The sequence below is a fragment of the Glutamicibacter sp. 2E12 genome, from assembly GCF_050030965.1.
Lineage (GTDB): Bacteria > Actinomycetota > Actinomycetes > Actinomycetales > Micrococcaceae > Glutamicibacter.
In genome coordinates this window covers 1,310,498-1,329,420 of record NZ_CP188297.1, presented here as the reverse complement: position 1 = coordinate 1,329,420, position 18,923 = coordinate 1,310,498, and the positions used below count along the sequence as shown (strand labels likewise).

At 62.1% G+C, this 18,923-nt stretch carries 21 protein-coding genes; 10 read left to right on the top strand and 11 right to left on the bottom strand.

Annotated features, from left to right (window positions below; genetic code table 11):
- Nucleotides 1-12 precede the first annotated feature (12 nt).
- From ACP3TE_RS06140 to ACP3TE_RS06125, 4 genes are all read right to left on the bottom strand, one after another.
- Nucleotides 13-681: a response regulator transcription factor gene (locus ACP3TE_RS06140; RefSeq protein ID WP_133834963.1), complete on the bottom strand. Its 669-nt coding sequence runs from the start codon at nt 679-681 to the stop codon at nt 13-15.
- Nucleotides 678-2,129, bottom strand: coding sequence for a sensor histidine kinase (locus tag ACP3TE_RS06135; protein ID WP_286172332.1), 1,452 nt, complete (start codon nt 2,127-2,129; stop codon nt 678-680). Before ACP3TE_RS06135 ends, ACP3TE_RS06140 begins: the two co-directional genes overlap by 4 nt.
- Nucleotides 2,119-2,556, bottom strand: a complete 438-nt coding sequence (locus ACP3TE_RS06130; protein WP_133834962.1) for a hypothetical protein — start codon at nt 2,554-2,556, stop codon at nt 2,119-2,121. The genes ACP3TE_RS06135 and ACP3TE_RS06130 overlap by 11 nt, the downstream gene beginning before the upstream one ends.
- A gap of 72 nt (nt 2,557-2,628) precedes the next feature.
- Nucleotides 2,629-3,078 (bottom strand): Lrp/AsnC family transcriptional regulator, encoded by a 450-nt coding sequence (locus tag ACP3TE_RS06125; protein WP_133834961.1) that lies wholly within the window; start codon nt 3,076-3,078, stop codon nt 2,629-2,631.
- A 163-nt stretch (nt 3,079-3,241) separates the two neighbouring features.
- On the opposite strand from ACP3TE_RS06125, the gene kynU reads away from it, so the two are divergent.
- From kynU to ACP3TE_RS06110, 3 genes are all read left to right on the top strand, one after another.
- Entirely contained in the window at nt 3,242-4,522 is a 1,281-nt protein-coding gene (kynU, locus tag ACP3TE_RS06120) for a kynureninase (RefSeq protein WP_426735775.1), read from the top strand.
- Between the two features lie 123 nt (nt 4,523-4,645).
- Nucleotides 4,646-6,028, top strand: a complete 1,383-nt coding sequence (locus ACP3TE_RS06115; RefSeq protein WP_402697466.1) for an amino acid permease — start codon at nt 4,646-4,648, stop codon at nt 6,026-6,028.
- A 106-nt stretch (nt 6,029-6,134) separates the two neighbouring features.
- On the top strand, nt 6,135-6,758 hold the full coding sequence (locus ACP3TE_RS06110; protein ID WP_133834958.1) for a thymidine kinase: 624 nt from the start codon (nt 6,135-6,137) through the stop codon (nt 6,756-6,758).
- Nucleotides 6,759-6,879: 121 nt separating this feature from the next.
- Here the strand turns inward: ACP3TE_RS06110 and ACP3TE_RS06105 are convergent, their stop codons facing one another.
- On the bottom strand, nt 6,880-7,284 hold the full coding sequence (locus ACP3TE_RS06105; RefSeq protein ID WP_133834957.1) for a RidA family protein: 405 nt from the start codon (nt 7,282-7,284) through the stop codon (nt 6,880-6,882).
- An 87-nt stretch (nt 7,285-7,371) separates the two neighbouring features.
- On the opposite strand from ACP3TE_RS06105, the gene ACP3TE_RS06100 reads away from it, so the two are divergent.
- Together ACP3TE_RS06100 and ACP3TE_RS06095 are read left to right on the top strand one after the other, a co-directional pair.
- On the top strand, nt 7,372-7,779 hold the full coding sequence (locus tag ACP3TE_RS06100) for a winged helix-turn-helix transcriptional regulator (RefSeq protein WP_128470770.1): 408 nt from the start codon (nt 7,372-7,374) through the stop codon (nt 7,777-7,779).
- Between the two features lie 185 nt (nt 7,780-7,964).
- A complete protein-coding gene (locus ACP3TE_RS06095; protein WP_133834956.1) occupies nt 7,965-8,204 on the top strand; it encodes a hypothetical protein in 240 nt (79 codons plus the stop codon).
- Nucleotides 8,205-8,322: 118 nt separating this feature from the next.
- On the opposite strand, the gene ACP3TE_RS06090 is transcribed toward ACP3TE_RS06095, so the two are convergent.
- Genes ACP3TE_RS06090 through xylA form a run of 4 tightly spaced genes read right to left on the bottom strand, consistent with a single transcriptional unit; the run spans nt 8,323 to nt 12,824 of the window.
- The gene (locus tag ACP3TE_RS06090) at nt 8,323-8,856 is read right to left on the bottom strand and encodes a TetR/AcrR family transcriptional regulator (protein WP_426735772.1); all 534 of its coding nucleotides are present in this window, start codon (nt 8,854-8,856) and stop codon (nt 8,323-8,325) included.
- A gap of 33 nt (nt 8,857-8,889) precedes the next feature.
- Nucleotides 8,890-10,158, bottom strand: coding sequence for an FAD-binding protein (locus ACP3TE_RS06085; protein WP_133834954.1), 1,269 nt, complete (start codon nt 10,156-10,158; stop codon nt 8,890-8,892).
- 9 nt (nt 10,159-10,167) lie between these two features.
- Nucleotides 10,168-11,595, bottom strand: a complete 1,428-nt coding sequence (xylB, locus tag ACP3TE_RS06080) for a xylulokinase (RefSeq protein WP_133834953.1) — start codon at nt 11,593-11,595, stop codon at nt 10,168-10,170.
- A 41-nt stretch (nt 11,596-11,636) separates the two neighbouring features.
- Nucleotides 11,637-12,824 (bottom strand): xylose isomerase, encoded by a 1,188-nt coding sequence (gene xylA / locus ACP3TE_RS06075; protein WP_105662643.1) that lies wholly within the window; start codon nt 12,822-12,824, stop codon nt 11,637-11,639.
- Between the two features lie 130 nt (nt 12,825-12,954).
- On the opposite strand from xylA, the gene ACP3TE_RS06070 reads away from it, so the two are divergent.
- Entirely contained in the window at nt 12,955-14,190 is a 1,236-nt protein-coding gene (locus tag ACP3TE_RS06070; RefSeq protein WP_332488375.1) for an ROK family transcriptional regulator, read from the top strand.
- Here the strand turns inward: ACP3TE_RS06070 and ACP3TE_RS06065 are convergent.
- On the bottom strand, nt 14,175-14,984 hold the full coding sequence (locus ACP3TE_RS06065; protein WP_332503703.1) for a MerR family transcriptional regulator: 810 nt from the start codon (nt 14,982-14,984) through the stop codon (nt 14,175-14,177). The genes ACP3TE_RS06070 and ACP3TE_RS06065 overlap by 16 nt on opposite strands.
- Nucleotides 14,985-15,160: 176 nt before the next feature.
- On the opposite strand from ACP3TE_RS06065, the gene ACP3TE_RS06060 reads away from it, so the two are divergent.
- The 4 genes from ACP3TE_RS06060 (at nt 15,161) to ACP3TE_RS06045 (ending at nt 17,656) form a co-directional block, all read left to right on the top strand.
- Nucleotides 15,161-15,814, top strand: coding sequence for a Pr6Pr family membrane protein (locus ACP3TE_RS06060; RefSeq protein WP_105657920.1), 654 nt, complete (start codon nt 15,161-15,163; stop codon nt 15,812-15,814).
- Nucleotides 15,815-15,969: 155 nt separating this feature from the next.
- Entirely contained in the window at nt 15,970-17,259 is a 1,290-nt protein-coding gene (locus tag ACP3TE_RS06055; protein ID WP_133834950.1) for an adenylosuccinate synthase, read from the top strand.
- Between the two features lie 109 nt (nt 17,260-17,368).
- A complete protein-coding gene (locus ACP3TE_RS06050) occupies nt 17,369-17,527 on the top strand; it encodes a hypothetical protein (RefSeq protein ID WP_402697469.1) in 159 nt (52 codons plus the stop codon).
- Between the two features lie 15 nt (nt 17,528-17,542).
- Entirely contained in the window at nt 17,543-17,656 is a 114-nt protein-coding gene (locus tag ACP3TE_RS06045) for an NUDIX domain-containing protein (RefSeq protein ID WP_286172329.1), read from the top strand.
- Here the strand turns inward: ACP3TE_RS06045 and ACP3TE_RS06040 are convergent.
- Nucleotides 17,637-18,923 carry a HipA domain-containing protein gene (locus tag ACP3TE_RS06040; protein ID WP_133834949.1) on the bottom strand — a complete coding sequence of 429 codons (1,287 nt, stop codon included), beginning with the start codon at nt 18,921-18,923 and terminating at the stop codon, nt 17,637-17,639. The genes ACP3TE_RS06045 and ACP3TE_RS06040 overlap by 20 nt on opposite strands.

Sequence of the window (18,923 nt, the reverse complement as noted above, 5' to 3'; positions counted from 1 at the left end):
TGCAGGATTCGGCTACCGCTCCGAGGCGAGTCGGTAGCCGAATCCGCGTACCGTCTCAAAGCGTTCCGAGCCGAGCTTGTTGCGCAGGTAGCGGACATACACATCCACCACGTTGGATCCGGGGTCGAAATCATAACCCCAGACCCTGGAAAGCAATTGCTCGCGGCTCAGCACTTGGCCGGGGTTGCGCAAGAAGGCTTCGGCCAGCGCGAATTCACGCGCGGAAAGATCGACTTCGCGCTCATTGACCGTCACCCGGCGGCGCAGCAGGTCCATGTTCAGGTCTTCGTGGGTCAGCGAGGAAACTTCAGGTGCATTGTCCTCGGCGCGCAGGCGCAAGCGCACCCGTGCCAGCAACTCATCGAAGTGGAATGGCTTGGCCATGTAGTCATCGGCGCCGTTCTGCAGGCCGGCTACCGTGTCTTCCACGCTGCCGCGTGCGGTCAGGATGATCACCGGAGTATCGATCTGCGCGGCGCGCAGACGCCGCAATACCGAGAAGCCGTCTTCATCCGGCAGGCCGAGGTCGAGGATGATCAGCTCATGATCACCCTCGATGGCCTGGGTGAAGCCATCATGCCCGGTTTCTGCGATGGATGAGGTCAGTCCCGCAGCACGCAGCCCCTTGGCTACGAACGAACTGATTCGCGGTTCATCTTCAATGATCAGTATCTGGCTCATGCTTCCTTGCTTCCAGTCGTCAACGGCATATCAATGTAGAACGTGGAACCCTTGCCATGTTCCGAATTCACCCACACGCGTCCGCCGTGGGTCTCCGCTATGGCCTGCACGATGTTCAGCCCCAGACCGGACCCCGAAGAACGAACCGAGTTCTGGCCACGTCCGAAGCGCTCGAATATACGTTCAAGATCTTCAGCCTGTATGCCCACGCCGGCATCGGATACCCACCAGCGCAAGGTGGTGTTGCCTTGGCCATCGCGGACGATCTCGTTGCCCAAGCCGATGCGGGTATCCTCAGCAGAGAACTTCACCGCGTTGGCGCAGAGCTGCAGCATGGCTTGGGTAGTCCGGATCGGGTCGAGAGTCACGGTGGCCTCGGTGCGGTAGTCAACGCGCCACTGACGCGGCCCCAGACCGCGGGCCTTGTCGAGGATGTCGTCAAGCAGCTTGCCGACTTCTGCAGGCTCCACCTGGAGGAAATCGGTGCGGTTGGACTTTGCCAGGGTGACCAGGTCATTGATCAGCAAGGACATGCGCCCGAGCTCATCCATCGCGATATCCCGGCTCTGGATAACATCATCGGGATCGTTGGGATCCATCAGTTCCAGATGCCCGTTGATGATAGTCACCGGAGTGCGCAATTCGTGCCCGACATCATCGAGCAGCTGGCGTTGGGAACCGAGTGCTCCTTCGAGGCGATCCAGCATTTCGTTGACCGTGACCGTCAGTTCGGCGAACTCGTCATTTCCCGAAACTTCAATGCGCTGGGATACATCGGTCTCGGAAATCTGTTGCGCGGTAGTTTGCAGGCGGCGGATCGGGTCGAGCATCCGTCCTACCACAAGCCAGGCGGCCAGTGCGGCGACGAGCATGACCGAGGCGCCGACGGCGCCGAAGATCATGAAATTGCGGTCATTAGCGATGGCCTCTGCCGAGTAGTCATAGGCCAGCACGAAGGCGCCGTGCTCGTGGTCTGCAGGAAGGCTGACCGGAACAACAACGGCGCGGTAGGTCGTGATTTCCGTATCGACAGTTCCCAAGCGGATATGGTTGGCGTCCTGGACGCTTCTGGCCCATTCCAGGAATTCCGGATCATCTTCCAGGCGGGTGTTGACGATATCCGGTGCGGTCCAACGCACCTCGTCACTTACCAGGGAGAGCATGCCCTGCTTCGGAGAAGGCAGGGTGCGTTGCATTGCAATGTACAGCAGGTCTTCGGCGTGCTTGAAGCGTTCCATGGTGCGCGGATCAACACCGGTTTCGGTGAGGACTTCGAATTCCTTGACGGTGCGAGTCAATGACTCATCCAAGCGCTCATTGAGTTCGTGGCGTTGTACGCCGAAGCTTGCCGTACCCGCTGCCAGCAAGGCCAAGCCAACCAGGAGCATCATCCCGGTCAGAACTCGGGCCCGGATGGACCACCGGCGTTCCGGCGCTCTAGTCGTCATCGTCATCGTCGTCGTCATAGTCTTCGTAGTCGTCATCGTCATCGTCGTCATCGTCGTCATACTGGGTGCCCGAAGGAGGCAGCGGGACAACGGTCTTCTTTGGCGGTGCTGGTGCTGGAGGTTTCGGCTTGGGCTTCGGTGTCGGGGTAGCGCTGGGCTTGGGCTTTTCCGAGGTTGTCGGCTTGGCAGAGGTGCTCGGGCTGGAGGACGGCTTTTGGGATTCAGCCGCCGAGGAAGAAGGTGAAGAGGAAGGAGTGCCAGGTGTGCCGATTGTCGGGGAAGGAGTCACTTCTTCGAAGATGAACCCTTCACCGAGGTCCCGGTCCGCCGGGCCTTCCAAGGCTTGGCTGATTCCGAACGCGCCAAGAAAAACGACTGCGATGACAGCGATCGTCGCAAAGACGCGGCGCAAAGCTTCCTTTCCCATGTTTTTCATTGTGGCTGAAATAAATGAGATATAGATGAGAGACGCCGTTAGATGACAAAAAGCCTGTCTCGGCTAAGCCAGGTGCTCGAAGATAATTACCGTCTGGGTGGATGAGAACGCGCGGTTGGAGCCCAAGTGCGCGGCCACGAATGCCCGTAGGTCTTCGATGCTTTGGGTAGCCACCCGAACCAGCAAATCCGGCGAGCCGCCAAGAACGAAGACTTCCCTGACCTCGGCAAGCTCTTTGAGCTGATGCGCCGAGGAGAGCAAGCGGTCTCGGGCTGTGGACGAGACCACAATAGAGATCATGGCGTTGACGGCAACACCAAGAAGACGCTCATTGATCGCGGCATGGTAACCGGTGATCACCCCCGCCTTGGAGAGTGCTTTCACCCGGCCCAAGCAGGTCGATGGCGCCAAGCCGACTGTGGCAGCCAAGACGTTGTTGGCAATTCGAGCATCCTTGCTCAGCTCGGTGAGAATGGACAGATCCGTTTCGTCGACGCGAACAGGATTCGGCATGGCATCGCCTTGAACCGTCCATAATGAACCTGCCACGGCTAATCAACTCAATTCTTTGGAAAAGTTTGGATCTGGTCGCACTATATCGAACTAGATTCTACGATGGATGCACCAGGGAGAACGGAAGTCCTCCCGCTTTGATCTTGGCCGAACAGGAGATCCAATGACCACGGAACTGACCCGAGAGTCCCTTGCCCAATTGGACGCGGCAGACCCGCTGGTGGCCTTTGGCAACCGCTTCAACCTCCCGGAAGGCGTCATCTACCTCGATGGCAACTCATTGGGCGCGTTGCCGAAGGGTGCAGCCGAACGCGCCGCCCAGGTGGTGACCGAAGAATGGGGCCAGGGCCTGATCCGTTCCTGGAACACCGCCGGCTGGTTCGAGATGCCGCTGAAGCTCGGCGACAAGCTGGGGCGGTTGCTGGGCGCGAACCCCAGCGAGACTGCGATCACCGATACCACCACGCTGAATCTGTTCAAGGCCTTGGCCTCGGCACTGCGCACGCAGAAGGCCGATGCCCCGCAGCGCCGGGTGATTCTCACCGAACGAGACAATTTCCCCACGGACATCTATATCGCCGAGGGGTTGGCCGACCTGGTCAACTCGCTCTCGCAGGAAACCGGTGTGGCCTATGAGGTGAAGCTCATCGATGGAGAGTCCTCGCTGCGCGCTGGACTGGACGAAACTGTCGCCGTGGTGGCTCTGTCGCATGTGAACTACCGCACCGGTTCCATGTGGGACATGGGCGAGACCACTGCAGCCATCCACGGCTCCGGAGCCCTGGTGGTCTGGGATCTGGCCCATGCCGCAGGTGCAGTACCGATTGACCTGAATACCGCAGATGCCGACTACGCTGTGGGCTGCACCTACAAGTACCTCAACGGCGGCCCGGGCTCTCCGGCTTTCATCTGGGTCAATGCCCGCCACCATGAACGTTTCTGGCAGCCGCTGTCCGGCTGGTGGTCGCACAAGTCGCCCTTCGAGATGGCTGACAGCTACACGCCAGCAAATGACATTCGCCGCTTCATGTGCGGTACCCAGCCGGTTACTTCACTGGCCATGATCGAGGTCGGCCTGGATATCGCGCTGGAAGCGGACATGGACAAGGTGCGCGCCAACTCGCTGGAGCTAGTGGACCTGTTCATCGAGCTGGTTGAAACCCGCTGCGCCGGCTACGGCCTGGAACTGGTGACTCCACGCGAACATGCTGCTCGCGGCAGCCACGTCAGCTTCCGCCATGAGCATGGGTACGAAATCATCGCTGCGCTCATTGACCAGGGCGTCATCGGGGACTACCGCGAACCGGAAGTCCTGCGCTTTGGCATCACCCCGCTGTACCTGACGCGTACCGATATCTGGGATGCCGTGGAGAAACTGCGTGAAATTCTGCACACCAATGCCTGGCAGCGCGAAGAGTACGCCGTGCGTAATGCCGTGACATAACGCAAATTCCGCCGCTTTCGGGTCTTGGTGCGCCGAAGCCGGCGAATCTGCGCGAGAGTAGCCTTAACAGCAGCACGGCATTTTCGATGCCGTGCTGTTCGCATAGGTCTAAAGGGAGCATCGTTGGGCAAGCAGCCGGTACGCGCCATTGAAGTCGGTTCGGGTTTGAAGAAGTCGCTGACTCCTGGGCAGATGTCCATGATCGCGCTGGGCAGTGCCATCGGCACCGGTCTTTTCGCGGGCAGCAAGCTCGCCATCGCCATGGCCGGTCCCTCGGTGATCATCAGCTACCTCATTGGCGGGGTCGTCGCCTTGCTGGTCATGGGCGCATTGGCGGAAATGACCGTCAAGCAGCCGGTAGCCGGTTCCTTCGGGGTCTACGCCGAACGCTATCTTGGACGTTTCGCCGGGTACCTGACCAAGTACCTGTACTGGTCGGCGCTGATCTTCGCCGTGGGCACCGAAGTCAGCGCGGTAGGCGAGTACATGCAGTACTGGTTCCCCGAGATTCCAGGGCTGGTTTGGGTCCTTGTCTTCTCGGCCGCGCTTTTGGGCGTGAACTTCTCCAGCGTGAAGATCTTCGGAACCACCGAATACTGGTTCTCCGCGATCAAGGTCTTCGCGGTGGTCGCGTTCATCATCATTGCCCTCTGGCTGGTGTTCCACGACCCCAGCGACCAATACGGGTTCCATAACTACTCGGCCGAAGGCGGCTTCTTCTCCAATGGCCTGTTCGGCATGTGGACCGCTGTCATCGTGGCGATCTTCTCCTACATGGGCATCGAGGCGATCTCCATTGCCGCCGCAGAAGCAAAGAACCCCAAGATTGCCGTACGCAAGGCCTTCAAGGTCTCCTTCCTGCGCTTGCTGCTCTTCTACGTGTTCACCATGGCCCTGATCCTCGCGGTGGCGCCCACCAGCGAACTGCTGGCCGGCGGATCGCCATTTGTCACTGTGATGTCCCAGATGGGTATCCCGTTCGCCGATTCGGTACTGAACTTCGTGCTCATCATTGCCGCGCTCTCGGCCATGAATGCCCAGCTCTATGCGGCAACCCGCATGCTGCATTCGCTGGCTGATTCCGGGCACGCGCCGCGCCTGGCACACCGGACCAACAGCGCGGGCGCTCCTATCCACGCGGTGTGGATGTCTGCCGGAGGCATCGCCGTGGCAGCACTGGTCTACGCGCTGGTTCCGGAGGGAGGCTTCGGCATCATGATGTCGCTGGCTACCTTCGGTGCCCTGGCGACGTGGTTCATGATCCTGGTGACCCACGTGTCCTTCCGCCGCCAGGTGCGCCTGGACCGGGCCGTCCTGGAGTACAAGCTGCCAGGCTACCCGGCCGCGTCGATTCTCGGCTCGGTACTGCTCGGCGGCCTGCTGGTGACCTCGTTCTTCGTGCCGGAATTCAAGTACACCCTGATCTTCGGTGTTCCCTTCGTCATCGTAATGTCGGTGCTCTACAGGCTGGTTTTCGCCGGCAAGAAACAGCCTGCGGCGAAGTAGCAGGGCAGTCGTCCGCGGTGCTGGTTCGCTTGAGATCTGCGGAGCGGGCACTAAGATCTTAAGGGGCCTGCCGGTTGGCAGGCGCCGCAACTTTCGAGGAGCAATGGTGGCCAAGCTGTATTTCCGCTACGGAGCGATGAACTCGGGCAAATCCACGAGCTTGCTGCAGGCTGCCTTCAACTACGAAGAACGCGGCCAGCGTATCCTGCTGGCCAAGCCGGGGGTTGACACCAAGGGCGAGAAATCAATCGTTTCCCGCCTGGGAATCGAACGCGAAGTCGACTTCAGCGTGGGGCCGGAAGAGAACCTCCGCGAGAAGTTCGCGGCCCATTGCCTCGGCGATGACCCTGATGCCTTGCTGCCGCATGTGGATGCGCCGCCGGTAGCCTGCCTGCTGGTCGACGAAGTTCAATTCCTCTCCCGCACCCAGGTCGATGATCTTCTGCGCATTGCCGTGCTCGATGATGTCCCAGTGCTTGCCTACGGTATCCGTACCGACTTCCGCACCCGTGCCTTCCCGGGCTCGGCACGCTTGATGGAACTGGCGCACTCGCTTGAAGAGCTGAAGACCATCTGCCGCTGCGGGCGCAAGGCCATGTTCAATACCCGCCGATCGGGTGACCACATTGTTTTTGATGGAGACCAGGTCGCTATCGACGGTGAAGAGGTCTGGTACGAGTCGCTGTGCGCTGCCTGCTATCTGGAAGCCTCCGGCGGCAAGCTGGGCTAGCTCGGTAGCCTTTCGGACCGGAAGCCTCGCGCCGGCCGATAGCCGCCGGCGGCCGGTCCACCCAGTGGCGGCCAGCCGGGTAAGGCGCTGGCCGCGGCCCATTCGGCGTTTTCGTTGCGGGTCAGAGTATCGCTGTAGCTTCGATCTCCACGAGAACTGCTGGCTCGTACAGTTGGGCCACGGCGATCAGCGATGCAGGCGGCATTGGAAGCTGCAACCCGATTTCCTCCGCGACGGATTCGACTCCTTGCATGAACTCCGATATTTTGCTGGTTTCCCAGTCGGTTACGTATACGGTCAGCCTGACGACGTCTTGGAACCCCGCCCCTGCCGAGTTCAAGCCTGCGGAAACGTTGCGTAGCGCCTGCGCCACCTGGCCAGCCAAATCGTCGGGGATCCTGGAGCCGTCGGGCATGTGGGCTACCTGTCCGGCGATGTGGATATGCCGCGTGCCGGATCCCACCGCTACGTGGTGGTAGGGAGTTCCGGGGAGCATCCCGGCGGGGCTTGAATAATTCACTGGCATGGAATTCTCCTTCAGTAGTTCGCTGCTGGATGCAGGTATAAAACTTATACTTGGTCTACAAAAGCAACTGCAACGAAACTAGGTGCAATGGAAGAAACCTCCGAATCGCCGCTGGGCATATCGGCTTCCCACCGCGAACTGCTCGACCAGGTCTTGGACAAGTGGTCTTTGCATGTCTTGAGCCAGCTTTGCGAATCACCCAAGCGATTCAACGAGCTGCGGCGAGCCGTTCCGGGAGTGAGCCAGAAGTCCTTGACCAATACGCTGCGCCGGCTGGAGCGAAATGGCGTCATCGACCGCAGGGTATTGCGCTCCCGTCCGGTAGCAGTCGAGTACCGTGTTGCGCCGATAGGCAAGACCATGCGCGCACCGATCGATGCGCTCCTCGACTGGACAGTGAGCCATATGCCCGATATCGAACAAGCGCGGGAACGATACGACCAGCTCGAAGAACAGAACGGCGATGGCTCATTCCAGGAAGAACCTCCAGAATGAAGGTTCATCCCGCTGGCCCTGCTTCCGGCGCATCGGGATCTCTCGAAGGTGCGGTACCGAAGGCCACGGAATCGAATATTCATCGGCACCGATTCATGCCGGACAGCTAGAGGGCCCAAACCCATTGCGGAAGCAACCGCCCGCTTGCGGCCGCAGGCAAATACCAGGGATTCCTGGAGGGAGTCGTGAACAAGGAATTGATGCATGATGCGATCGAGCAAGGGCGTACTGCCGAGGCTGTTGCCATGGCAGTGCTCCACGACCCTGGCATGCTGGTCGAAGAGCTCGACCACCACCGGATCACGCAGGACGCCCAACCGTACTGGGACTTCGCGCAGGAATGGATCGCTGCCGCTCGGGTGCTCGACAAGCCCAGCTGCTTGTCGACTCGGTGCGGGAAGCGAAGAACTACCTGGCAAGTTTGATTGAGGACGTCTCGGTCCTGAGCGATAACCCGGAAGCTGCCTTGGCCAAAAAGGAAGTTCGAGAAATGACCGCTAGCGCGCGGGAGCTGGCAGAGCTGGGAATTCCCGGCGCGAGGCGTTAGCCGATGAGGCCGGCAACGGCCCGCCGCAGCCCCCAGTCGAAGCCATCAGCCAGGGGCGCGTCGACATCGAGCTGCACGAGGTTCTGGCGGTAGGCGACCGAGCCGAGCACGTGGTTCAGCAAAAGCTGCTGTCCATGGCGGGCATTTTCGGCAGGCAGCCCTGCTGCTTCCAGCAGGGTGCGAAGCTGCAGCACCGGCTGGAGCTCGGTGGCCTGCATTGCGGTGGCGACTTCGATGACCTCGGGGCTGTCCTGGATCGGCAGCAACGCGAGGTAGAGCTTGCGCGCCAGCTGCAGGATTGCCTCGGATGGGGAATTGTAGTCCTCGGCATCCACCGACAGCGCAGGGGTACTCAGCAGCTGGGCGGCAACCTGCGCCAGCAGCTCCTGCTTGTTCTTCACATGCCAGTAGAGCGCACCGACCTGGACATCGAGTTCCTTGGCCAATCGGCGCATCGACAAATCAGCCAACCCGAACTGTTGCAGGATGCCGACCGCGGTGTCCACGACCGTTAACTGAGTCAATGCCATGGTGACAAGTCTAGTCGCAACGCCTGTGCGCGCTCAGGCTCCAAACACCGTGCGGTCCAGGAAGTCGTTGCGGAACTTGCCGGACGGATCCAGGCGCTGCGCCAATGCAATGAAGTCGTTGAACTTCGGATACAGCCCGGCCAGCTGCGTAGAGGTGGCTGCGAAGAGCTTGCCCCAGTGCGGGCGTGCCGCAAAAGGAGCCAGTGCTTCCTCGATCCGCGGTAGGAGCGCCTCGACAGCCTCCTGCTGGGGTTTCCAGGTGAAGTGCAGGGCGATGCCGTCACGGCCGTAGTTTCCACTGAGCCACAGTTCATCGGCGGCAATGGTGCGCACTTCCGAGACCAGCAGCAGGGGAGTGATGGCGGGGGAAAGCCCGCGGACGGCCTGGATCGCTTCTGCCGCGTGCTCGCGCGGGACCAGGTATTCGGTCTGCAGTTCATCGCCGGCGCTGGGGGTGAAGTCCATGCGGAAATGCGCCAAGCGATCCGACCATGGACCGGTTGCTCCGAGCTGTTGGCTGCAGATGGACCCATCGGCACCGGGCAGCGGGTGCATCGCAGCAGTTGCCGGGAACCCGCCGAACCGGCCCTGGTCAAAATGCTCTACCAGCGCATCGCCGACGCGGCGCTTGAGCCAGGTCTGGCCTACCTGCTCGCCGCTCCAGTCAGTGAACAGGCTGACGCTGTAGGCCGAAGCCTGGATGGTGTCGAAGCCGTCGAGCACCTTGTCCCAGGACAGATCCTGGTAGACGGTCTGCTGCATCTCGAAGCTCGGCAGGATATCCAAGGTGAGGTGGGTCAGCACGCCCAGCGCGCCCAGGCCGACCACGATGCCATTGAAATCCTCGTCGCCGCGCTGCACGCTCAGTTGCGAGCCGTCGGCCAGCACCAGTTCCACTGCGCGCACGGCGGTGGCGAGGTTGCCATGGGTTTCGCCCGAACCGTGGGTTCCGGTGGATACTGCGCCGGCTACCGAGATATGCGGCAGGGAGGCGAGATTGTGCAGGGCATAGCCGGCGCGTTGAAGTGCATCAGCCAGGGCGCCGTAGGTGGTGCCGGCGCTGACGCGCACGGCCATGGCCAGCGCATCAATCTCGATGGCTTCCGGCATCTTGGCCAGCGTGATCATGGTTTCGCGGGTATCGGCGATGTCATTGAAGGAATGGCGGGAGCCCAGGACCTTCACGGCCTTGGCTGCGCGAACAATATCCTGCAGCTGCTCGAGGCTGGCGGGAAACAGCAGTTGCGCGGCCCGGTATTCAAGATTTCCGGCCCAGTTCAGTTCCTTGTTGCGCAGTTCCACGGCTAATCCTTACTTGTCGAGCCACTGGCTGGAAACCAGTGCGCGATAGCGTTCCAGTATCTGCGGGGCCAGTTCCATCGCTGGGACTTGGGCAGTGCCCTGGGCCCAATTGGGGAATTCCCCGGCCAGTACGCCGGCCGCCTGGCGGGCTGCGCCATCGGCGACGTATTCGCCCGGGGCCGGGATCAAAATTGGCAATCCCAGGATCTGGGCGGCGATCTGCTGGACCGCGCGGGACTGCGCTCCACCGCCGACAAGGATGATGCGCTGCGCTTCAACCCCTTGGGCTTCCAGTGCGCGCAGGCCGTCGGCTAGCGAGCAAACCACCGCTTCCACGGCGCTGCGGGCCAGATTCGCGGCGGTGTAGTTGGCTCGGGTGATGCCATGCAGCGAGCCGGTGGCCTCTGGCAGGTTCGGGGTGCGCTCGCCGTCGAAGTAGGGCAGCAAGGCCAGCCCGTCGCTACCCGGGACGGCGGATAGTGCCAGGTCATTGAATTCTTCGAGGCTGACCTGCAGCAGGGTGGCGGTGGCATCGAAGATGCGGGTGGCATTCAGGGTGCATACCAATGGCAGGTAGTTGCCGGTGGCGTCGGCGAAGCCTGCCACCAGGCCGGAGGCATCTGCCGATGGGGAATCGGCAACCGCGAAGACGGTGCCGGAGGTGCCCAGGGACATGACGACGTCGCCCACCGTGGCGCCTACGCCCAAGCCGGCCGCGGCGTTATCGCCCGCGCCGGCACCGATCAGTGCTCCGGAAGTGGTGCGGCCAATGGATTCCAGCGGGCCAGCGACCGTAGGCAGAATCGGGGCGTGGCCCAGATGCTGCTCCAGCGCCTCGTAGTCATAGGCGTTTTCGGCGGCACGGTAGTAGCCGGTGCCCGAGGCATCCGAACGATCGGTGCGCAGGGCGGCCAGCCCTGCTGCCCCGGAGCCCGGGCCGTAGCCGGCCAGGCGCCAGGACAGCCAGTCGTGCGGCAGGCAGACGGCAGCGACCTTGGCCGCGTTCTGGGGCTCATTGTCCCTCAGCCAGCGCAGCTTGGTCAGCGTGATCGAGGAGACCGGGACGGTGCCGGTGCGCTGTGCCCAGTACTGGGCGCCCGCCGCGGCATCGCCCTGGCCTGCCTCGGTGATGATCTGGCTGGCCGCCTGCGCGCTGCGGGTGTCGTTCCACAGCAGTGCCGGGCGGATCACCGCACCGCTGGCGTCGAGCACCACCATGCCATGCTGCTGCCCGCCCACCGAGATGGCGTCCACGTCGTCCAGGCCCCCGGCCTGGGCGATCGCTTCCTGCAATGCGCTGAACCAGGATTCCGGATCCACTTCGGTGCCATCGGGGTGCGAGGCACGGCCGGAGCGGACCAGGGCGCCTGTTGCGGCGTCGCGGATGACCACCTTGCATGACTGGGTGGATGAATCTATGCCGGCAACGAGCGTCATTGTTCTTCGGCTGCTTTCTGCGGTGGGCGGGGGTGAGCGGTCTAGCGGGCGTTGAGCAGGTGCTCGATGGCCAGCTGGTTCAGGCGGATGAACGCGAAGTTGCGCTGCGCTGCGGCGTTGGCGTCGAAGTCGGCGAAGCTTGCCGCATCGTCCATCAGCTGCTGCGCGGTTTCGCCGGCGTCCAGGGTGCTCTCGCCCAGCTCGAACACGCCCGAGAGCTTCATCGCCTCCTGGACCTCGGGGTCTGCGCGGAATGCCTGTGCGCGTTCCTTGAGCATCAGGTACATGGACATGTTTGCCTTGGCCGAGTCCCACACGCCGTCGTAGCCGTCGGTGCGCGATGGCTTGTAGTCGAAGTGGCGGGGGCCATCGTACTTGGGTCCGCCGGTCGGGAAGCCGTTCTCCAGCAGGTCGACGGTGAAGAAGGCGCTGGTCAGATCGCCGTGGCCGAAGACCAGGTCCTGGTCGTACTTGATGCCGCGCTGGCCGTTGAGGTCGATGTGGAACAGCTTGCCTGCCCACAGCGCCTGGGCGATGCCGTGGGTGAAGTTCAGGCCAGCCATCTGCTCGTGGCCGGTCTCCGGGTTCAATCCGACAATGTCCCCGTGTTCCAGCTTCTCGATGAAGGCCAGGCCGTGGCCTACGGTTGGCAGGAAGATGTCGCCGCGTGGCTCATTCGGCTTCGGCTCCAGCGCGATGCGCAGGTTGTAGCCTTTTTCCTTGATGTAGCCGGCTGCGGTGTCCACGCCTTCGCCCATGCGGTCAAGTGCCGCGGCCAGGTCCTTCGAGCCGTCGTACTCGGCGCCTTCGCGGCCGCCCCACATGACGAAGGTTTCGGCGCCCATTTCGGCTGCCAGGTCGATGTTGTGCAGGACCTTGGCCAGCGCGAAGCGGCGGATCGAGCGGTCGTTGGAGGTGAAGCCGCCATCCTTGAATACCGGGTGGCTGAACAGGTTGGTGGTCACCATCGGGACCTTCAGGCCGGTTTCCTTGAGTGCTGCACGGAAGTCCGAAAGGATCTGCTCGCGCTGGGAAGCGGTGGCGTCAAAAGGAATCAGGTCGTTGTCGTGGAAGGTGATGCCGTAGGCGCCGAGCTCGGCCAGCTTGTGGACAGCTTCCACCGGATCCAGGTTCTTGCGGGTGGCGACACCGAAGGGATCGGCACCGGTCCATCCCACGGTCCACAGTCCAAAAGTGAAGCGGTCGGCGGCGGTTGGCTGAAGAGTCATGGGATGCATCCTTGGGTCGGGGGTTGGCTGATGCCATTTAGTTTATGTCCTGAACTATATGGGTGGTGATGCGCTAGAGTCAATAGCGAGCAGTGAACGATTCGTCCCAATAAATTCTCAAGGAGAAGGCATGCGCCAACCAGCGTCTAGCGCCCGTGCCGCAAGCTCTTCGGCCCCGGGTAACGTCGGAGACGTGCGCAAAGCCAACCTGGCCAGGGTCCTATCGGTGATCGCAGGCGCAGGGGAAGACCAGCGGTTATCACGCGCCGATATCGCCCAACTCAGCCAGCTCACCAAGGCCTCGGTCTCCAGCCTGGTCGCCGATTTGCTGGCGGCCGGACTAGTTATCGAAATTGGCGTGCACCGCGACGGGGAACGCGGGCGGCCCTCGGTGGGGCTCATCCTGAACCCCGCACGCTGTGTCATGGGCATGGAAATCAACGTTGACTACATAGCCGCCGGGCTGGTGGACCTCAGCGGCAAACTGCTGGCACACGAAATCCTGCCCAGTGCCAACCACAGCTCAACAGCCAGCGAAGTGCTCGCTGCGCTGGGAGAGCTGAGTCAAAGGCTCCAAGCTGCCGCCCGGGCCCAAGGGCTAATGATTCTCGGCGGCGGGTTGGCTGTTCCTGGTTTGGTCAACGAGGAGCGGTACACCGTCCTGCAGGCCCCTAACCTCGGCTGGGAGCGGCAAGACCTGGATGTCGCAGCATTGCTGCCCGACGCCAAAACCCGCTTCAGGCTCTTTAACGAAGCCAACGCCTCAGCGCTGGCCCAGCAGCAGTTGATGGACGTCCAAGAACGCGACTTCCTGTTTGTCTCCGGGGAAGTGGGCATCGGTGGCGGATTGATAATCGACGCTGAACTTTTTGCCGGTCCCCAGGGACACGCCGGTGAACTCGGGCATGTGGTGATTGCCCCCGAGGGCAGGGCCTGCAGCTGCGGCGGTCGTGGATGCTTGGAAACCATTGCCGGGCAGGAAGCGATCCTGGCTGCCGCTGATCTAGGGGCGATGGTCGATAGCGCCTCGCGCCAACGGCGGATCCACCAGCTATTCCAAGCGCTGGAAACCGGAACCGAACCCGCGCTGAGCGCGGTAGCCGAGGCCGGAAAATCCTTGGGAATTGCGGTGGCCTCGGCCATGCGCCTGTATGACGTTTCCACGGTAGTCTTTGGCGGGCACTTTGCCGCCCTGGAACAGTGGCTACGTCCTGCCATGGAAGCCAGCCTCCAGATGCACGCGCCGAGCATCGCCGGCCAGGCTCGACTGCTGTGCTCGCCGCTGGGTCAAACAGGTGCGCTGGTCGGTGCCGCGCGCAGCGTGGCGGGGGACCTGTTGGAGGCCCCGCATCAGCTGGTGGGTTGAGAAACGCCTACCGGCTGCTGCAGTTCGGCCACCCAATCACCTTGGTCTTCGGAGATGGCACGCACGTAGACTTCGCGGCACGGACCGGTCGGAACCAAACCGCGGGCTAGGACTTCTTCGTGCACGGCCTGCCAGCTTTCATGGATGGTGTCCATGGAGCCGAGGTGCACTCCGCAGATGGCTTCGGGCACCGCGGGGAGCTCGATGATTTCGACATCGGCGAGGTTGGGAGCGTTAGTGGCGTATCCGGCAATGACCTCTACTCCATCCTCAGTTCCGTTGTATTGCGCAATGGGCGTGGCAAGGCTTTGGCCCTGAATGGACTGCGCGATTCTGTCGAAGAGCGGGCCGATGCGACCAGCGATTTCAGGTTGCTCGGACACCGTGAAGCGGCCTGCGGCCAAGCGCACTGCGGGCAGTGGCTTGTGGATGATTTCAATGCGTGACATGAGATTCTCCTTTGAGATCAAGCGCAGGCGCCGTTGCACATCCTGCAGCCGCTGCGTGGCCAGCCGGTGTTCGGCCTCGACCTGCGCGGCACGATTCTGCAAGTGCTCAGCAATCTTTTCCGCGGTGGCTCCCTGATCCAGGATCAGGGAAACCTCTTCCAGGCCGAAACCCAGCTCGCGCAAGGCCACGATCTGATGCAAGCGCTGGAGCTGGGAAGGGTCGTAGGAACGGTAGCCGCTGCACGGGTCTACGTGGGCGGGCTTGAGCACCCCGGCGGTATCCCAGTGCCGCAGCATGCGGTGGGTAACCTGGCCGATCTGCGCAAACGCCCCGATGGATAGCATGCTTCAGTTCTCCGCCCTCACACTGTGTCAGGGGCAAGCCCTTGGCTGGTTTTGGAATAATTGTTGCATCGCGAGAGTTCTCCCGGGCGGTTTTGACGGCCGGCAAAGTTCCGGAATCTCCGAGCAGCTACGCATGAATCCTTGGATGAGGCAGCAGCTGGCTATAGTCTTCCAGGGTGAAGACCCGTCAAACCGCCTTGCGCTTCCTCAACCTGGCTCGGATACTGTGGGCGCTGGCCACCCTGGGCGCTATCGTGGCGACCTACGCCGACACTGCCTCACGGGGCCCGGTGCAGCCACTGAATTTCTTTGGCTACTTCACCATCCAGTCGAATCTGGTGGTGGTTCTGGTCGGGCTTATCGCAGGACTGATGGGCCTAGCCAAGGGTGCTTCGATGCCCCGCTGGGTTGTGGGCCTGCGTGCCATGGCGAGCGTGTGCATGGTCGTGGTCGGGCTGATCTACCTCACGCTGCTGGCACCCTTAGGGGCCGCAGGCGGGGTTCCGCTTCCTTGGGCGAATTGGGTAATGCATATTCTCGGTCCCCTGCTGGTTCTGGCCGATTGGCTCTTGGCCAGGGACCGTACTTCCCTGTCCTACCGGGCAGTGCCGCTATTGCTGATTTACCCGTTGCTCTGGACCGGGGTAGTGCTGATTCGCGGAGCGTCCGATGGATGGGTTCCTTACCCGTTCCTCGACCCGGATCAGGGATACCCCGTCATTGCCCTGTACGTTGTTTCCATTGCCGTGCTCTTCGCGGGAATAGCTTTTCTGGTTGTCGCTTATGGCCTGCGTGGGCGACATCGTGACGTGCAACTCGAGATTCGCTAATCGTTTCGGTAAACTTTGGTCGTAAGAGCCCCTAACTCTTGCAACGGACCTTCAGGTTTCAGTGAGCAGGACAGGGGCATATTTTTTGTCCGGCACCGTGCCGGGACGGCGCTAAGCACGCCGCAACCGCTGCTTTAAGCAAGGGGGAGGATCCCATGCCAGCAATCGTGATCGTCGGAGCCCAATGGGGCGATGAAGGCAAAGGAAAGGCTACCGACCTGCTCGGTGGCAAGGTCGACTATGTAGTGAAGCCAAACGGCGGCAACAACGCCGGGCACACCGTGGTCGTAGGCGGCGAGAAGTACGAGCTCAAGCTCCTTCCTGCCGGCATCCTTTCCCCGAACGCCACTCCGATTATCGGCAATGGCTGCGTGGTGAATCTTGAAGCCCTCTTCGAAGAAATCGACGGCCTGGAATCGCGCGGCGCCGACACCTCGAAGCTGCGCGTTTCGGCCAACGCCCACCTGGTGGCCCCGTACCACCAGACCATGGACAAGGTCACCGAACGCTTCCTGGGCAAGCGGGCCATCGGCACCACCGGCCGCGGCATCGGCCCCGCCTACATGGACAAGGTCGGACGCCTGGGCATCCGCGTGCAGGACGTCTTCGACGAGTCCATCCTGCGCCAGAAGGTCGAAGGCGCACTGCGCCAGAAGAACGAGCTGCTGGTCAAGATCTACAACCGCCGCAGCGTCGAGGTCGAGGAAATCGTCTCGTACTTCCTCTCCTACGCCGAGCGCCTGCGCCCGCTGGTCATCGACTCCACCTACGAGCTGAACAAGGCTCTGGACGAGGACAAGGTCGTGCTGATGGAAGGCGGCCAGGCCACCTTCCTGGACGTGGACCACGGTACCTACCCATTCGTGACGTCCTCCAACCCGACTGCTGGTGGCGCGTCCGTGGGTTCGGGCATCGGCCCGACCCGCATCACCCGCTCCATCGGCATCATCAAGGCCTACACCACCCGCGTGGGTGCTGGTCCGTTCCCTACCGAGCTGTTCGACGACATGGGCCTCTACCTGCAGAAGACCGGTGGCGAATTCGGCGTAAACACCGGACGCCCGCGTCGTTGCGGTTGGTACGACGCCGTGCTGGCTCGCCACGCCTCGCGCGTGAACGGCTTCACCGACTACTTCGTGACCAAGCTGGACGTGCTCACCAACATCGAGCAGATCCCGGTGTGCGTGGCCTATGACGTTGACGGCGTGCGCCACGACGAAATGCCGATGACGCAGACCGACTTCCACCACGCGAAGCCGATCTTCGAGTACTTCCCGGGCTGGACCGAGGACATCTCGGGCGCACAGACCATGGAAGATCTTCCGGAGAACGCCCGGAACTACATCCTGGCCCTGGAGAAGATCTCCGGAACCCGCATCTCCGCCATCGGCGTAGGCCCGGACCGCGATCAGACGATCGTGCGCCACGATTTGATCAAGGACTAGTTCCTGTAGCCAAGGAGCCGCCGCAGTTCATCAGCTGATGAACTGCGGCGGCTCCTTTTCGTGCACTAGAACCTAAGACATGCTGGTAGTGCGGTTCAGGCACCCCAAGATGAAATTCTCGGACTGGATGGCGGGCATGGCGGTTTCTTCGGACATGCACAACCAGCACGTGGATGGATCACGAAGAAACTCGAATGCCGGAACAGATTACTTGTCAGCGGGCATTGCCGTGCATGAGGCCGGGCAGGTTCTGACAGGCCGCAAATGAGGCACGGCATCTTTCATGTTTCCGGGTGGCAAGCCGGAGCCGGACGGACCTCCTATCGATGCGGCCGTGCGAGAAGTGAGTGAGGAGCTACGGACAACCCCGTGTCTTGTTATGTACCTGGCGGGGTGAGCCGGTCGATCCGTTTTCTGGTGTCAGCGGCAACGTCGAGGATCATGGGGGTGAACCAGCCTTCTGCGCGCGATTGCTCGATGAGCGCCGGGAGCGCATCCAGCATCGCTTCCAGAGTGGCGCGGATCTGCCTGGCGGCAATTTTCGCTGGGATACCCCACGAGGACACTTCGTCCATCAGGTGCCTGCCGTTGACTTCGTCGATGTGCACGCCGGCGCCTACGTGCAGGGACAGCTCGCGGTCGGCGTGCTCCCATGCTGCGGTGGGGACCACATCGTAGGCCGGCGCCAGTCGCACGGTTCCGCGGTCGATGGTCAGCCCGATGTTCCGGGCGTGCATGTCGCAGTTCCCCAAGGCCAAGTTCACGGTCAGGTATTTGAGCAGGAGTTCGCGCTCTCGCGGAGGATTTGAAGCGTTGTCGGTGAGGACCTGGGCGATTAGCTTCAGCGTGGGGGATTTCTCTGCGGGTTTCTGGTACTTCTGCTTCATGCCGAGCGCTTGGCAGAAGTCCTCCTGGTGGATGCGCCGCACAGGTTCGGATTGGGCGTCGCGGTCGTAGCGTTCAACCAGGATTGCTTTGCGGCCTTGGACGGTGATGACTTCGGCGGCGGCGGCGATTTGGCGTTTGGAGCGGCTCAGGCGCACGGAGGCTTCGACCAGCCTCAGGCCGAACAGTTCCAGCTCGGCGATGGACGGCCATTGTTCGGTGCCGTCTTCGTTCAGCCGCGCGGGTTTGAGGATGTGGGTGGTGGGGCTGCCGTCCAGGGGCATGCCGATGCGGGGTCCGTCGCGGACTACGAGCAGCTTGCCTTGGAGTCCTCCCAGGCTCACCCGGATGGAGCTGTCGATGCCGATGCCCAGGGGTGCTGTGGGCAGGTTGGTGATGGCTTTGGCCAGTTCCTCGGCGGTGGTCCAGCGGATATTGTGCGGTTCGTTGTTGGGTTCTTCGCCCAGGGGGAGCACTTGGACGGCGCCGGCGCAGTCCTTACCGTAGGCGCCGAGCATCATGAAGGTGTCCACGTGAGCGATTCTCGCCTTGTCGGCGAGCATTTTGCGGATGTCGTCTTCTGGCAGCAGGCCGTCCAGGAAGTGGACGCATTCGACCCAGGGGTAGGGTTCTTCCCGGATGGGCAGCTTGGTGGACAGCAGTGCGCTGCTGTTTTGAGCTTCGGGGGTGTACTGCAGGGAAATGGTGCCGAAGCCGTGATCGGTGATGGTGGCCGTGTGCACTCCATCGAACCATAGTGCCAGCTGTGGGTCCGCCAC

What these genes read in the sequence shown, in the direction of transcription:
- ACP3TE_RS06140 (WP_133834963.1), bottom strand. Translation starts at nt 681, where the DNA reads ATGAGCCAGATACTGATCATTGAAGATGAACCGCGAATCAGTTCGTTC.
- ACP3TE_RS06135 (WP_286172332.1), bottom strand. Translation starts at nt 2,129, where the DNA reads ATGACGACTAGAGCGCCGGAACGCCGGTGGTCCATCCGGGCCCGAGTT.
- ACP3TE_RS06130 (WP_133834962.1), bottom strand. Translation starts at nt 2,556, where the DNA reads ATGGGAAAGGAAGCTTTGCGCCGCGTCTTTGCGACGATCGCTGTCATC.
- ACP3TE_RS06125 (WP_133834961.1), bottom strand. Translation starts at nt 3,078, where the DNA reads ATGCCGAATCCTGTTCGCGTCGACGAAACGGATCTGTCCATTCTCACC.
- kynU (WP_426735775.1), top strand. Translation starts at nt 3,242, where the DNA reads ATGACCACGGAACTGACCCGAGAGTCCCTTGCCCAATTGGACGCGGCA.
- ACP3TE_RS06105 (WP_133834957.1), bottom strand. Translation starts at nt 7,284, where the DNA reads ATGCCAGTGAATTATTCAAGCCCCGCCGGGATGCTCCCCGGAACTCCC.
- ACP3TE_RS06100 (WP_128470770.1), top strand. Translation starts at nt 7,372, where the DNA reads ATGGAAGAAACCTCCGAATCGCCGCTGGGCATATCGGCTTCCCACCGC.
- ACP3TE_RS06090 (WP_426735772.1), bottom strand. Translation starts at nt 8,856, where the DNA reads ATGGCATTGACTCAGTTAACGGTCGTGGACACCGCGGTCGGCATCCTG.
- xylB (WP_133834953.1), bottom strand. Translation starts at nt 11,595, where the DNA reads ATGACGCTCGTTGCCGGCATAGATTCATCCACCCAGTCATGCAAGGTG.
- xylA (WP_105662643.1), bottom strand. Translation starts at nt 12,824, where the DNA reads ATGACTCTTCAGCCAACCGCCGCCGACCGCTTCACTTTTGGACTGTGG.
- ACP3TE_RS06070 (WP_332488375.1), top strand. Translation starts at nt 12,955, where the DNA reads ATGCGCCAACCAGCGTCTAGCGCCCGTGCCGCAAGCTCTTCGGCCCCG.
- ACP3TE_RS06065 (WP_332503703.1), bottom strand. Translation starts at nt 14,984, where the DNA reads ATGCTATCCATCGGGGCGTTTGCGCAGATCGGCCAGGTTACCCACCGC.
- ACP3TE_RS06055 (WP_133834950.1), top strand. Translation starts at nt 15,970, where the DNA reads ATGCCAGCAATCGTGATCGTCGGAGCCCAATGGGGCGATGAAGGCAAA.
- ACP3TE_RS06050 (WP_402697469.1), top strand. Translation starts at nt 17,369, where the DNA reads ATGAAATTCTCGGACTGGATGGCGGGCATGGCGGTTTCTTCGGACATG.
- ACP3TE_RS06045 (WP_286172329.1), top strand. Translation starts at nt 17,543, where the DNA reads ATGTTTCCGGGTGGCAAGCCGGAGCCGGACGGACCTCCTATCGATGCG.